This is a genomic window from Devosia sp. XGJD_8 (assembly GCF_046614475.1).
Lineage (GTDB): Bacteria > Pseudomonadota > Alphaproteobacteria > Rhizobiales > Devosiaceae > Devosia.
In genome coordinates this window covers 159,052-173,097 of the sequence record NZ_JBKJHF010000003.1, presented here as the reverse complement: position 1 = coordinate 173,097, position 14,046 = coordinate 159,052, and the positions used below count along the sequence as shown (strand labels likewise).

At 64.2% G+C, this 14,046-nt stretch carries 12 protein-coding genes and 1 tRNA gene; 8 read left to right on the top strand and 5 right to left on the bottom strand.

Going from position 1 to position 14,046, the window contains the following annotated elements:
* Nucleotides 1–64 precede the first annotated feature (64 nt).
* Entirely contained in the window at nt 65–601 is a 537-nt protein-coding gene (locus ACLI1C_RS19560; RefSeq protein ID WP_411399243.1) for a cytochrome b, read from the top strand.
* Here ACLI1C_RS19560 and ACLI1C_RS19555 read toward each other — a convergent pair.
* Together ACLI1C_RS19555 and ppa are read right to left on the bottom strand one after the other, a co-directional pair.
* Nucleotides 598–1,197 (bottom strand): chloramphenicol phosphotransferase CPT family protein, encoded by a 600-nt coding sequence (locus ACLI1C_RS19555; protein WP_411399242.1) that lies wholly within the window; start codon nt 1,195–1,197, stop codon nt 598–600. The two genes, ACLI1C_RS19560 and ACLI1C_RS19555, sit on opposite strands and share 4 nt — an antisense overlap.
* A gap of 3 nt (nt 1,198–1,200) precedes the next feature.
* A complete protein-coding gene (gene ppa / locus ACLI1C_RS19550; protein ID WP_411399241.1) occupies nt 1,201–1,734 on the bottom strand; it encodes an inorganic diphosphatase in 534 nt (177 codons plus the stop codon).
* Nucleotides 1,735–1,859: 125 nt separating this feature from the next.
* Here ppa and ACLI1C_RS19545 point away from each other — a divergent pair, with 125 nt between their 5' ends.
* Nucleotides 1,860–2,402, top strand: coding sequence for a hypothetical protein (locus tag ACLI1C_RS19545; protein ID WP_411399240.1), 543 nt, complete (start codon nt 1,860–1,862; stop codon nt 2,400–2,402).
* 3 nt (nt 2,403–2,405) lie between these two features.
* On the opposite strand, the gene ACLI1C_RS19540 is transcribed toward ACLI1C_RS19545, so the two are convergent.
* Nucleotides 2,406–2,846, bottom strand: coding sequence for a TerB family tellurite resistance protein (locus tag ACLI1C_RS19540; protein WP_411399239.1), 441 nt, complete (start codon nt 2,844–2,846; stop codon nt 2,406–2,408).
* A gap of 240 nt (nt 2,847–3,086) precedes the next feature.
* On the opposite strand from ACLI1C_RS19540, the gene ACLI1C_RS19535 reads away from it, so the two are divergent.
* The 3 genes from ACLI1C_RS19535 to ACLI1C_RS19525 are packed head-to-tail and all read left to right on the top strand — an operon-like array spanning nt 3,087 to nt 8,894.
* On the top strand, nt 3,087–3,893 hold the full coding sequence (locus tag ACLI1C_RS19535; protein WP_411399238.1) for a hypothetical protein: 807 nt from the start codon (nt 3,087–3,089) through the stop codon (nt 3,891–3,893).
* Nucleotides 3,778–5,445, top strand: coding sequence for a Y-family DNA polymerase (locus ACLI1C_RS19530; RefSeq protein WP_411399237.1), 1,668 nt, complete (start codon nt 3,778–3,780; stop codon nt 5,443–5,445). The genes ACLI1C_RS19535 and ACLI1C_RS19530 overlap by 116 nt, the downstream gene beginning before the upstream one ends.
* Entirely contained in the window at nt 5,442–8,894 is a 3,453-nt protein-coding gene (locus tag ACLI1C_RS19525) for an error-prone DNA polymerase (protein ID WP_411399236.1), read from the top strand. Before ACLI1C_RS19530 ends, ACLI1C_RS19525 begins: the two co-directional genes overlap by 4 nt.
* A gap of 8 nt (nt 8,895–8,902) precedes the next feature.
* On the opposite strand, the gene ACLI1C_RS19520 is transcribed toward ACLI1C_RS19525, so the two are convergent.
* On the bottom strand, nt 8,903–9,193 hold the full coding sequence (locus tag ACLI1C_RS19520) for a 4a-hydroxytetrahydrobiopterin dehydratase (RefSeq protein ID WP_411399235.1): 291 nt from the start codon (nt 9,191–9,193) through the stop codon (nt 8,903–8,905).
* Between the two features lie 186 nt (nt 9,194–9,379).
* Here ACLI1C_RS19520 and ACLI1C_RS19515 point away from each other — a divergent pair, with 186 nt between their 5' ends.
* From ACLI1C_RS19515 to ACLI1C_RS19505, 3 genes are all read left to right on the top strand, one after another.
* Nucleotides 9,380–10,624 carry an ABC transporter substrate-binding protein gene (locus tag ACLI1C_RS19515; protein WP_411399234.1) on the top strand — a complete coding sequence of 415 codons (1,245 nt, stop codon included), beginning with the start codon at nt 9,380–9,382 and terminating at the stop codon, nt 10,622–10,624.
* Nucleotides 10,625–10,759: 135 nt separating this feature from the next.
* Entirely contained in the window at nt 10,760–13,066 is a 2,307-nt protein-coding gene (locus ACLI1C_RS19510) for a putative bifunctional diguanylate cyclase/phosphodiesterase (protein ID WP_411399233.1), read from the top strand.
* A gap of 133 nt (nt 13,067–13,199) precedes the next feature.
* Entirely contained in the window at nt 13,200–13,958 is a 759-nt protein-coding gene (locus tag ACLI1C_RS19505) for an N-acyl amino acid synthase FeeM domain-containing protein (RefSeq protein ID WP_411399232.1), read from the top strand.
* A gap of 11 nt (nt 13,959–13,969) precedes the next feature.
* On the opposite strand, the gene ACLI1C_RS19500 is transcribed toward ACLI1C_RS19505, so the two are convergent.
* Nucleotides 13,970–14,045: transfer RNA gene (locus tag ACLI1C_RS19500), tRNA-Thr, on the bottom strand.
* Between the last annotated feature and the right edge of the window lies 1 nt (nt 14,046).

The window sequence follows — 14,046 nt, the reverse complement described above, 5'->3', positions numbered from 1 at the left end:
TGCTATCTGAATACATAGTATGCTAATTATATGGCATTCGCCGTGCTGTCGCAAGGAGCCAGCCATGTCGCTCAAGAGCAGTTCAACCCGATATGGCAGCGTGGCCATCGTCCTTCACTGGGTCACCGCCATTGCCATTTTCGGCATGCTGGCCAGCGGGCTGGCGGCGGAAAACGCAACCGATGCGGCGCTCGAACTGACGCTGCTGCGCGGTCACGCCGTCACGGGGGCGGTCGTTGGCCTGCTGACCGTGCTGCGCATCGTCTGGTGGCTGTTCTTCGACCGTCGCCCGGCCGATCCGGCCGGCATGTCGCGCGGCCAGGCGATTGCCTCCCGCGTCGTGCATTACGGGCTCTACGTGGCCATCCTGGTCATGGTGGCCAGCGGTTCGGCCACCATCCTTCTCAGCGGGGCCAATCTGCAGCTGCTGGGTGCCGCGCCCCTGCCGCTGCCCGATTTCAGCCAGGTCGCGCCGATGGGCGTGCATGGCCTGCTGGCGCGCCTGCTGATTGCCCTGCTCATCGGCCATATCGGGGCCGCGCTCTGGCACCAGTTCATCCGGCGCGACCGGCTGCTGGCCCGCATGGGCGTGGGACGCTAGAGCCGGGCGAGGCGTTCAAAGGCACTCGGCTCGGGCGGCTGGGCCAGTGCCGTGCCGATGGCGCTGGCGCAAGCCTCTGGGCTCAGGGCGCCGGTATCGAGGTCGAGGTCATAAAGGCCCGGCACATGCACCGCCTCCTGCCAGCGCCGCACCGGATCGGGCACGCCGGGGCCGGCGACATAGAACTGTGGGTCGGCATTGCGGCGGGCCATGATGGTCTCGATCGGGCAGCGTATGCCGACGAACAGCACGGCGAGCCCGGCCATCCGGCGGGCACAGGCCGGCAGGATGCCGAGGGGTCGGGAATAGTGGTCGTGATGGCCCAGATCGGCCACGATATCAAAGCCCTGAAGTGCATGGGCGGCGATGGCGTCATAGAGGGCAAAATAGAGGCCCGGCACGAAGGGTTCGAGGTCGGGCCGTTCACCGCCCGGCCGCAAACCTATCCCCGGCAGCAGCGCCTCTGGCACCATGGCGTTCTGGGCATCGACGCCCAGATTGATCCAATGGCCGGGCAGGCTGTCCTGCACGGCCCTGGCGATGGAGGATTTGCCCGCGCGCGGCGCACCGTTGAGAATGACGATGCGCCCGCTCATCGCCTACTTGGCCTTGTTGGCCATTTCGATGGAGTCGAGGATCACCTTCTTGGCGTCGTCATAGCCCCCGACATGGGAGATCTTGGCCCATTTGCCGGGCTCGAGATCCTTGTAGTGGGTGAAGAAGTGCTTGACCCGCTCGACCTGGATTTCCTGCATGTCGCCGATATCCTTGATGGCGTCATACATGCGGGTGAGCTTGGAGACCGGCACGGCGAGGATCTTTTCGTCCTGGCCGCCATCGTCTTCCATGAACAGCACGCCGATCGGGCGGCAGCGCACCACGGCGCCGGGGACCAGGGGGCGGGAATTCATCACGATGACGTCGAGCGGGTCGCCATCGCCGCACAAGGTATGGGGCACGAAGCCGTAATTGCCGGGATAGCGCATCGGCGTATAGAGGAAGCGGTCGACGAACAGCGCGCCACTGGCCTTGTCGATTTCGTACTTGATCGGCTCGCCACCCATCGGGACTTCGATGATGACATTGAGGTCGTCGGGCGGATTTTTCCCGGTCGGGATGGCGTCGATATTCATGGCTTCATGTCTCGTTCATCGTGGAGGCGACAAAGTGGCAGCGTTGTGCCCACAACAGGCCGCAAAGGCAAGCCAGTTTGGCTGATGCCCGCCATGCTCGGCACGGGACCCCGGAAGGAATGACCATGAAATCGATGTTTATCGGCCTGCTCGCGACGCTGCTGCTGGCCATGCCGGCCCAGGCCGCGTTCAACAGCGCCTATACCGATATCGATCTCGACGAGTGCCTGGTGCTCGATGCCGATGATTTCGGCGTCAGCTGGTCCTGCCCGGGCTACAAGGGCTATCCGCTGATGGTGACCGAGGGCGACCTGCGCTTCTCTCTGATCTATGGCTTCGGCGCCAGGATGGCCGATGGCCAGACGCTGCCGCCGTTCAACACGCTGGGGCCCAAGCTGGAATGGCGCTTGTCGAATGCGCTGGGCCGCTGGATGCCGATTGCCACCATCGTGCGCTACCACACGGCCGATCCGGAAACCGGCGAGGACAAGGGTCAGGTTCTGGTGGTGACGCAGCTGGTCGAGGGCAATAGCTGCCACATCGCCTATATCGATGCGCTGGCCAATGCAGATGCCAATGTGCTGGCCCGCGAAGCAGCCGACCGGTCGGGCGATTTCGACTGCGCCAGCGACGAGGTCGAGGTCATCGGCGAATTTGCCGCCTGGTAGGCGTCAGGCCTTCCCGGCCTTGCCGATCTGGTTGCGCAGGATGGTGCGGTCGCGGCCGGAGACACCAATCAGTTCGGCGATACGCCAGACCATGTTGTCCTCCAGCTCGTGGTTCTTCTTGTCGGAGAAGACCACCATCCACATCATCCGCACGATCTCGACACGGTCATCCATGGGCAGCTGGGTAATGCCCTGGGTGAAGCGGTAGAAATCCACGGCCTCGGCATCGCGCAAGGCGGCCTCGCGGACCAGCTTTTCCACGCTCACCTCGTCGAGGTCATAGTGGTCCTGCAACGCGCCCTTGATGGCCTTGCGCTCCTCGTCCTTCATCTGCCCGTCCACGGCGGCCAGATGTACCAGCAGGGCGGCGACGGCCAGTTGGGGGTCGTGATTGTCCTGGCCGGCATCGGGCCGGTTGAACAATCGGGTAATGGCCTCGAACATGGCGCAAGCCTCCTTCGGGGAGTGGCGGGAGCGACGAAATGGGTTTGCGCACCGGGGAGGGCGGGCCTGAGCAGAGTTAGCAGTCCGGGCGATTTCCTCAATGGGCTGCAGGCCAGGTCACGCGGTCTTGACCGGGCTTGATGCGGAAGCGCCACACCATGCGGCGTGAAAAGGACTCGACTCTGCGCAGATTCGGAGTCTAAATGTTCCTGTTTTGTTCACATCAGGAAGGTTGGCGCGATGCCATCGCCCGATCGCCAGCAGCGCATCGCCGCGCTGCGGGACCGTATTGCCGATATCGAGCGCAAGCCGGCGCTGGCCGAAGCGCGGGCGCTGGTGCGGGAGGATGTGGCCGGCTTTCCGCTGCCGGCAGGCGGGCTGCTGCAGGAGGTGTTTACCGACGAGCGGCGCCATGCCGGGGCGGTGCTGGGTTTTGCCCTGGCCCAGGCCAGGAGCCTGCTGAGCCGGCAGCGGCCGGCTGTCATCTACCTGCAGCTGGTCAAGGATGCCCAGGAAATGGGACTGCCCTACGGGCCGGGCGTGCTCAGCTTCGGCTTTGATCCCGATGCGCTGGTGCTGGTGCGTGCCGCCAATATGATGGAGCTGCTCTGGGCGGCCGAAGAAGCCCTGGCCTGCAAGGCCGTCGCCGCCGTGGTGGCCGACATAGCCGGGCATGCGAAAATCCTCGATTTCACGGTCAGCCGGCGCCTGAGCATGCGGGCTGCCAGTCGGGGCTGCTCGATCTTCCTGCTGCGCTATGGCCTCTTGCGCGAAGCCAGCGCCGCCCATCTGCGCTGGCGCCTCGTGCCGACATCGAGCGCCCGCAAGCGCTTTGATCCGCTCGCCCCGGGAGCGCCGCGCTGGCGGGCGCAGCTGGAGAAGGGCGTTCTGCGCAAACAGCAAACCGAATGGCTTCTGGGCTGGACCAAAGATGGATTCACAACACGCGATGCTGCACGCCGCCATGCAAACCGGATTGCTGCCCAGCCGGCGCTACCTAGTGCTGTTCCTGCCCACCTGGCCGACCGATTGCCTGAAACGGCTTGATCGCCAGCTCAAGGGTCCGCTGGTCCTCTATGAGCGCATCAAGGGCGGGTTGCGGCTGGCGGCGGTGGATGCCGAAGCGCGCCAGGCCGGGCTCAGCGTCGGACAGAACCTGGCCGATGCGCGGGCCATGGTGCCCGACCTGGTGGTGCGCGAGATCGACCGGCCGCTGCTGGAGGCGGTCTTTGCCGATTTTGCCGACTGGCACTCCAATGCCAGCCCGCTGGTCGCCGTCATGAGCCATGCCAGTGCCTTTGGTGACCTGGTGCTCGACATTACCGGGGTGGCGCATCTGTTTGGCGGCGAGAGGGCCATGCTGCGCCTGCTGCTGACGCGGTTGCGCGATATTGGCTACACGGTTGCCGGCGCCATTGCGCCGACGATCGGGGCGGCCTGGGCGGTCAGCCATTTCGCGCGCAGCCAGGTTGTGGAACCGGCCGATCTCGGGACCATCCTCGATGCCTTGCCCGTCAATGCCCTGCGGCTGAGCGAAACCCAGATCGCGGGGCTGAACCAGATGGGGCTCAAGACCATCGGCCAGCTGCGGCCACGCGAGCGCAAGCCGCTGCAGGCCCGCTTCGGCCTGTCGCTGCTGGAGCGGCTGGACCAGGCCTTGGGTCTGCTGGAAGAACGCATGACGCCGCGCCTGCCTATTGCCGAACGCTATGCGGAACGACGTTTTGTCGATCCGATCGGGTTGATGGATGATGTGCTGATGACGGCGCATGACCTGGCCATCCAGCTTGCCATACGGCTCGAGGCGGAAGGCCTGGGCGGACAGGCGTTTCACCTGTTTCTCTATCGCGTCGATCACAAGGTGATGTCGCTTTCGGTCAATTCGGCCCGCCTGACGCGCGATCCCGAGCACATCACCAAGCTCTTCTCCAACCGCTCGGAGCGTCTCGAAGGCGAATATGATGCGGGCTTTGGCATCGACATGATCCGGCTGGCGGTGAGTTCGATGGGCGAGCTCGATGCGGTGCAGCTGGGCGCCTTTGCCAACCAGGACGGCACCGAGGATCTTGACCAGCTGCATGACCGGATCAGCAGCCGGCTGGGCACGCTGGCCGTGCTGCGCACCCAGTTCGTCCAGAGCCACGTTCCCGAGCGGGCGGCGCGGCTGGTGCCGGCCCTCGCGCATGCCCCGACTGCATCGGTGCGCCCGCCGCTGGACCTGGTGCGGCCGCTGCGCCTCCTGCCGCGGCCTGAGCTGGTCGCCATCAATGCCGAAGTGCCCGACGGGTTGCCGGCTTCCATGATCTGGCGGCGGGTCGGCTATCGGCTGGTCAAGGCGTCGGGACCGGAACGGCTGGGTGCGGAATGGTGGCGCAGCGGGCAGCGGCTGCAACTGGTGCCGCCGCATGTGCCCAAGCCGCCCGAGCCGGGCGAAAAGCCGGAACAGCCGCCCTATATTCCCGATCTGGTGCTGCTCGATCCCGATGGCATGACGCGGGATTACTACAATGCCGAGGATGCCGAAGGCCGCCGCTTCTGGATTTACCGGGAGGGTCTCTATGGCGAGACGCGCTGGTATCTGCACGGGTTTTTCGCATGAGCGAGATTGTCCGGCTCCAGCCCCAGGAGCGGGTCCGCCCGCGCCCGCCGGCGCCGGCCTTTGGCGAGCTGATATCGACCACCAACTTCTCCTTCCTGCATAGCGGCTCCTCGCCCGAAGAGCTGGTGACGGCCGCCATGTATCTGGGGCTGACGGCCCTCGGGGTGACCGATCGCAACAGCTTTGCCGGAGTGGTGCGGGGCTATGTCACCGCGCGCGACCGGGACATGACGCGCTTTGCCGACTTCCGCTATCTGGTGGGCGTGCGCCTCTGCTTTGCCGATGGAACGCCCGACATCATCGCCTATCCCACCGACCGGCTCGCCTATGGCCGGCTCTGCAAGCTATTGACCGTGGCCAACCAGCGCGGCGAGAAGGGCAAGCCGGTGCTGCATTTCGGCGACCTGTTCGGCTCGGGCGATCCGGCGGAATTCGAACAGGGGCCGCCGGAAAACTATGCCCAGGGGCAGCTCTTCATCCTCGTGCCGGATGAGGCCGACTGGGGGATGACCGAGAAGACGCTCGACAGCCTGTCCAGCCGGGCGCCCGGCCAGGTCTGGATCGCCGGTTCGCTGCGCTTTGACGGGCAGGATCGCGCCCGCCTCAACCGGATCGACGAGATGGCCAAGCGGCACCGGGCGGCCATGATTGCCAGCAATGACGTGCTCTATCACGAGCCCAACCGCCGCATGGTGCAGGATGTGGTGACCTGCATCCGCGAGCACCTGACGCTGGACAGTGCCGGCTTCCGGCTTGCCGCCAATGCCGAGCGCCATCTCAAGCCCGCCGGCGAAATGGCCCGGCTGTTTCGCGAGCATCCTGATGCCATTACCGAAACCGCGCGGTTCATCGACCGCATCGGCTTCTCGCTCGATCAGCTCAAATACAACTATCCGGAGGAAACCGTCGGCACGGGCGAAACGGCGCAGCAGACCCTGGAGCGCCTGACCTGGGCCGGGGCGGCCAAGCGTTATCCGGATGGGCTTTCGGACAAGCTCAAGCGCAGCCTGTGGTCCGAGCTCTGCCTCATCGGCTACAAGGGCTATGCTGCCTATTTCCTGACCGTGCATGACATCGTGATGTTTGCGCGCAACGAGCGCAGGATCATGTGCCAGGGGCGCGGCTCGGCCGCCAATTCCACGGTCTGCTTCTGCCTCGAGATTACCGAGGTGGATCCGGAAAACGCCAATCTGGTGTTTGGCCGCTTCATCTCGACCGAGCGCGACGAACCGCCCGATATCGACGTCGATTTCGAGCATGAGCGGCGCGAGGAGGTGATGCAATATGTCTACCAGAAGTATGGCGGCAAGCGCACCGGGCTGACGGCCAATGTCATTTCCTATCGCTCCAAGAGCGCCATTCGGGAGACCGCCAAGGTGTTCGGGGTCTCGGACGATATCGTGGCCGCGCTCAACCAGCTGCATTGGGGCTGGGGGTCCAAGCTGGGCCTGGCCGAACTGACGTCGATCGGCCTCAGCCCCGATGATCCGACGCTGGCGCAGATGTTCGAAGTGGTCAAAGTCCTGCGCGGCTTTCCACGCCACCTGTCCCAGCATGTCGGCGGCTTCGTCATCACCCGCGATTCATTGGAAAGCCTCGTGCCCATCGGCAAGACGGCGATGGAAAGCCGGCAGATCATCGAGTGGAACAAGGACGATATCGATGCCCTGGCCATCCTCAAGGTCGACGTGCTGGCGCTGGGCATGCTCAGCTGCCTGCGGCGCGGCTTCGAGCTGATGCAGGTGCATTACGGCAAAAAGCCCGCGCTGACCGAATTGCTGGCCGAGGAGAATGGCAAGGGGCCATTTGCCAGGGAGCGGGTCTACGCCATGACCCATCGCGCCGACACGATCGGGGTGTTCCAGATCGAAAGCCGGGCGCAGATGTCCATGCTGCCCCGGCTCAAGCCGCAGGCCTTCTACGACCTCGTCATCGAGGTGGCCATTGTCCGGCCCGGCCCGATCCAGGGGGGCATGGTCCATCCCTATCTCAAGCGCCGGCAGGGCCTGGAAGAGGTCAAGTATCCCAGCGAAGCGCTCAAGGCCGTCCTGCACCGCACCCTCGGCATTCCCCTGTTCCAGGAGCAGGCGATGCAGATCGCCATTGTCGGCGCCGGCTTTTCGGCCGGCAAGGCAGACCAGCTGCGCCGCGCCATGGCTGCCTGGCGCCGGACGGGAAAGATCGCCCAGTTCGGCGACGAGTTCATCGCGGGCATGGTGGCCAATGGCTATGATCTCGATTTCGCCAAGGCCAGCTTCGCGCAGATCCAGGGCTTTGCCGAATATGGCTTTCCCGAAAGCCATGCGGCCTCGTTTGCCCTGCTGGTCTATGCCTCGTGCTGGCTCAAATGCCATTACCCGGATGTCTTTGCCTGCGCCCTGCTCAATTCTCAGCCCATGGGCTTTTATGCGCCCAGCCAGATCATCCGCGATGCCATCGAGCATGGCGTCGAGGTGCTGGCCGTGGACGTGAACCTGTCCGATCTCAAATGCGTGCTGGAAGACAGCTGCTATCCCGATGGCGCCATTCGCTGGACGCGCGACCATCTGTGGCCCCAGCATGCCGAAATGGCCGCCGACATCCATTCCAACAAGGCGATCCGGCTGGGCTTTTCCCAGGCCGTCGGCCTGCCGGAAGCCGACATCAACATCATCGTGGCGCGGCGCGGCGCCGGTTACGACTCGGTGCGCGACCTGTGGCTGCGAACCGGCGTGCCGATAGCGACGCTGGAAAAGCTTGCCCGCGCCGATGCCTTTGCCTCACTGGGCCTGTCGCGGCGCGAGGCGCTGTGGGCGGTCAAGGGGCTGATCGGCACGCATGGGGCCGATACGCTGCCGCTGTTCCAGGCGTCCGGCGCGGTCGAAACGGCCCGCGACGCCGAAGCCGGCCTGCCCCGCATGCTGCCGGGGGAGGAAGTGATCCACGACTATTCGACGCTGTCCTTTTCGCTCAAGGGGCATCCCTTGCAGTTCATCCGGCCGCTGCTCGATGCGCGCCGCATCACCCCGTCGGACCAGCTCATGCAGGTCAGGCCGGGCAGCCGCATCGAGGTGGCCGGCCTGGTTCTGGTGCGCCAGCGCCCCGGCACGGCGAGCGGGGTGATCTTTGCCACGCTCGAGGACGAGACCGGCATTGCCAATATCGTCATCTGGCCCAAAGTGTTCGAGGCCAATCGCAAGACGGTGCTGGGCGCGCGCATGCTGGCGGTGCGCGGGCAGCTGCAGCGCGAAGGGCTGGTCGTTCACATCATTGCCGAGCAGTTGACCGACATGACCAGCCACCTGCTCGATCTGGCGCATGGTCTTGATATTGGTGACCGCGTCCTGGCGCGGGGCGACGAAGGCCGTTCCGGCCCACAGCCCGGGCGCGACAGGCCTGCACTGCTCGAAGTGGAGCGGGCCCGGCGGCAAGCCTATGCGGCGCTGCCGGGTGGCCGCAATTTCCATTGAGTGGCTGGTCAGGCGATGATCCTGTCGATCGCCTGGGCCAAGGCAATATCCTTGGCGCTAAGACCGCCAGCATCATGCGTCGACAGGCGAATGGTGACGCTATTGTAGCTGTTGGACCAGTCGGGATGGTGGCCGGCCTTCTCGGCCGCCAGCGCTACCCGGCTCATGAAGGCGAAGGCCTCGGAGAAGTCCTTGAACTTGAAGACATGCTCAATGGCATCATCCGCCTCGTGATAGATCCAGCCATTAAGGCTGGCCAGGCCCGTCTCCCGTTCCTTGCCGCTGAGCTTTTCGACCATGCTGTCACCTGTTCCAACCGGACTATTCATAACCCGACAACTCGCCTGGCGACGCTTCCGGGGCGGTCATTAACGTGCTGGCAAGCAGTTTGGTCGCAAGCTTGCGCTGCAAGCCTTCGTTCGACCCAGAGCCGGACCGGCAACAGGCGATCCTGCCTTCAGATCCGCGGTGGAGGAGAGCGAGTGGTGTGGACCCGACGACTTGCCCACCATCTCCTTGCCCTCACCCTTGCCATTCCTGCGGCCAGCGCCGCCGACATCGTCGTCTATCACAACTGGGATTCTCCAACCGAACTTGCAGCGCTCAACGTCTTGCGCGAGTCGGTGGAAGCCAGTGGCCTCAACTGGGTGCCGCTGGCCATTCCGCATGATGCCGATGGCGACATCACCGTGCTCGAACTGATCGAGGCCGGGGCCACACCCAATGTGTTCCTGCAATCGCAGCCCGATATCTACCGGGCGCTCGAGGCCGGTGGAAAGGTGCTGCATCTGGATGAGCAGTTCACCGCCAGTGGCGTCCTGGAGCAGTTGCCGGCCGTGGTGCGCGAGGCGATCACCATCGACGGCGCCATCGTCAAGACGCCGGCCACAATCCATGCCGATGCGATGATCTACTACAGCCGGGCAGTGGCCGAAGCGGCCGGCATCGACCCTGAAGGCTGGACCTCGCTCGAGGATATGTGGGCCGATTTCGGCGCCGTGCGGGCCGCAGGCTTCCAGCCTATCGCGCTGGGCGCCCAGCGCTGGCAGGTCGGCTACCTGACGCATGCCCTCGTGGCCAGCCTGGGCGCTCCGGAGGTCTATGCCGGATTGTATGGACAGACCGTGGAGCCTGCTGTGCTCGATGATGACAGCATGATCGATGTCTTTGTCTGGCTGCGGCGCTTCCAGCAGCTTGCCGATGCCCAGGCCCTGAGCCGCGACTGGAACGTCGCCACCAATATGGTGATCAACGGGCAGGCGCTGCTGCAACTGCAAGGCGACTGGATGAAGGGTGAATGGCATGCCGCTGGCAAAAACGAGGGCGTCGATTTTGGCTGCCGCTTCGTGCCCGGCGCGGCTCACCTGCCGGTTACCGTCGACAGCTGGGGCGTGCTGGCCGGCAGCACTCCCGAGGAAGAGGCGGCGGGCCGGGCCTTTGCCGACGCCACGGTCGATCTGGCCATCCAGACCCGCTTTGCAGCCGTCAAGGGTTCAACGCCGGTTCGCCTCGATGCCCATACCGCCATCGACCGCTGTTCGCAAAAGGTGCTTGCTGCGCTGGACCGGCCCGATTTCGCCCTGCCGACACCCCATCTGACGGCGTCTCAGGCCTGGGTCACGGCCGTGTGGGATGTGGCCAATCACTATTGGAATGATCCGACGATGACCCCGGCCGCCGCGATCATGGAACTCAAGGCAGAACAGGCCGGTCTCCGTCCGACAGGATGAAACGCCAGCAATTTCATTAATTTGGCATTCACCTTGCCATTGGGAAAACTCCTGAGTCCGGTGCGTTGGAGGAGCATGGCAAGGCGTTCTTAATGCCTTGAAGCGCTCTCATGGGCCCGAAAAAAGGGGAATTGGGTGTTTACCTCAGCCCGGAAGACAACGCCGGCTCTCGACTATGTGTCGATCATCCGCTCGGTCTATGGCGACCGGCGGGCGATGCTGGCTGGCGCCTTTGCCAGCGCCTTCACGGCCGGGCTCTCCGCCTACAAAGCCCAGTCCGGGCCCCTCTATGTCATTGCCTTCGCCTTCGTGGTCATCGGCCTGCTGCGCTATTTCAACATGCGCGCCTTCTGGAAGGCGGCCATCGACAATGACGATGCCGCGGCGGCCGAGCAGTGGGAAAATCGTGCCGTAGCATCGGGCAGCGCGCTGGCGCTGGTCTATGGGTTCTGGTGCCTGTTCGCCATGGTGCTGGTCAACGACCCCTTCGCCGAGCTGGCTAGCGTCTCGCTGTCGATCGCGGTGATGGTGGGCATCTGTGCCCGCAATTTTGGCCTTGATCGGCTGGTCGCCCTGCAGATGCTGGGCGTGATCGTGCCGATGTCGATCGGCTTCTTCCTCAATGGCGATATCTATCACTCCGTTCTGGCGGCGCTGCTCATCGTGATGCTGGCCAGCTTCCGCAAGCTGGCCGGCGATATCCGCTCCATTCTGCTCAGTGCGGTACATGGCAGGGTCGAAGCGTCCCGGTTGGCCGCGGAACTCGACATGGCCATGACGACTCTCGAGCACGGCCTGTGCATGCTCGACGAGCGCGGCGTCATTTCGGTCGCCAATGAGCGGGCGACGCGGCTGTTTGCACTGGTCGGCCTGCCCGAACTGGTCGGGCGCCCCTTCGGTTCGGTGCTGGCCGATCTCGCCGATGCCAGGGCCTTGCCCCGCACGACGGTCGACCGGCTGGCCGATCTCATCAGCACGCGCGGGGCCGGCAAGGTCCTGCTCTGCCTGCCGGGCAATCGCTATTATGAAGTCACCGTCAGTTCGCGCCGCGAACGCTGTGTGCTGCTGTTTGAAGACATCAGCGAACGGGTGGCCTCCGAAGAGCGCATCAATTTCATGGCGCGCCACGACACGCTGACCAATCTGCCAAACCGAACCTATTTCGGCGAGCTGGCCGGTGAGGATATGGCGTCCCGCCGCCTGCCCGGCGCGCGGGAGCGGCTGGTCTCGCTGATGATCATCGACGTGGATGACTTCAAGCATGTCAACGACACGTTCGGCCATATCGTGGGCGATGACCTGCTGGTGCAGGTTGCAGGCCGCCTGCGCCGGACCCTGCCGACCGAAGCCGTGCTGGCCCGTCTGGGCGGCGACGAATTCGTCATCTACCGCGGCACGGTGGGCGATGCCGAGCAGGCGCGGGCCGATGCGGCGGCCATCCTGTCGGCCTTTACCAATCCGTTCAAACTGGACGGGCTCACGCTTTCGGTTTCGGTCAGCGTCGGCGTCGCCACCAGTTCGGTGGCGTCCGAGCCGGTGGATGATCTGATGACCAAGGCCGATCTGGCGCTCTATTCAGCCAAGGGCGACGGCAAGGCCCGCAGCCAGATCTTCCATGCCCAGATGGATATCGACTATCACTATCGCCAGCGCCTCAAGAACGATCTGCGTGATGCGGTCCATGCGGGTGAGCTGACCCTGGCTTTCCAGCCCCTGCTCGACATTGCCACCCGCAAGGTGGTGACCTGTGAGGCGCTTGCGCGCTGGAACCACCCCGAACTGGGCAGTATCCCGCCATCCACCTTCATTCCGCTTGCCGAGGAGATGGGCCTGATCTCCGAAATCACCGAATGGGTGATCCAGAGGGCCGCCCAGCAATGCAGCCGCTGGCCGGCCGACGTCGCCGTGGCGGTCAATATTTCGGCGCGTGATTTCCGTGCCGCCGATCTGGCCGTATTGGTCGACCGGGCCCTGGCAATGTCGGGCCTGTCGCCGTCGCGGCTCGAGATCGAGGTTACCGAGACCGCCGTCATCGAGGAGCGCGAAATCGCCCAGCGCGTGCTGACCGACCTGGCCCGGAAAGGCATTGCCATTGCCCTCGATGATTTCGGCACCGGCTATTCCTCGCTGAGCTATCTCAACGCGCTGCCCTTCACCAAGCTCAAGATCGACCGGTCCTTTGTTGCCGACATTGCCAGCAATCCGCGCTCGCTTCGACTGCTGGCCAATGTGGCCAGGCTGGGCCGCGATCTCGATCTCACGGTCATCGCCGAAGGGGTGGAGACCGAAGCGCAGCTCGAGACCATGCTGGCGCATACCCAGATCCAGCAGGTACAGGGCTACTACTTCAGCCGGCCGCTGCCCGAGCGCGATATCAGCGAGCTCATCAGCCGTCTCAATGCCGAGACCTATCAGGCCGCGACAAACCGTCGGCATGGTTAATCCCGTTACATCATTGTAATTGAATAATTTTCGCCGGTGGGAGGATTCCCGGGCGGGACACAGCTCGAATTTAGCGGTCCCGTTATGGCTAACAAAACATTAATGTGCCCGTGACTATTTCAGGGGCAATTGCATGAGTGCCGTTATTGACAGGGGCAGCGCCACCTCGCGGTTTGCCCTGACTCTCATCGACCTCCTCGATCGTGTGCAATATAGGCGTGTATCGGTGGATGAGCAGTTCGACCCGGTCTACCGGCTCCGCTACGAAGCCTATCGGCGCGAGAACTTCATCCCCGTCAATTCCCAGCAGATCACTCGCGACGCCTATGACGATGCGCCGAACTGCTACTGCTTCGGCGTCTATATCGACGACCGGCTGGTGAGTTCGATCCGCCTGCATGTCGTCAGCGCGGCCGAGCCGATCTCGCCCAGCCGCAAGATCTGGCCGGATGTATTGGGTGCCATCATCGATGGCGGTGGCAGCTATGTGGACCCGAGCCGGTTCACCGCCGATCACGACGCTTCGCTCGAATTCCCAGCCTTGCCCTATCTCACGCTGCGCATGGCGGTCATGGCCTGCGAGCACTTCAACGCCACCTACTGCATCTCCTCGGTCCGGCCCGAGCACGGGCCGTTCTACAAGCGGGTGTTCGGCCTCGAGCAGATGGCCGGCATCGGCTACTGGGGCGAACTGACGTTTCCGGTATGCCTCTATGGCGCCCGCGTGCCGGTCATCTATGACCGCATCATGGACCGCTTCCCGTTCTTCATGTCGACGCAGCAGGAGCGCGAAGTGCTGTTCGGCGCGACGGGTCGAAGCGTGCCCGCCATCGGGCCGACAGCGCGCCAGGCGCATCAGCAACGGGTGCTGGCCGAAACCGAGCGCGTCTAGTGATTGGAGAATGGTGCCGCTTAGGTGACTCGAACACCTGACCCCATCATTACGAATGATGTGCTCTACCAACTGAGCTAAAGCGGCA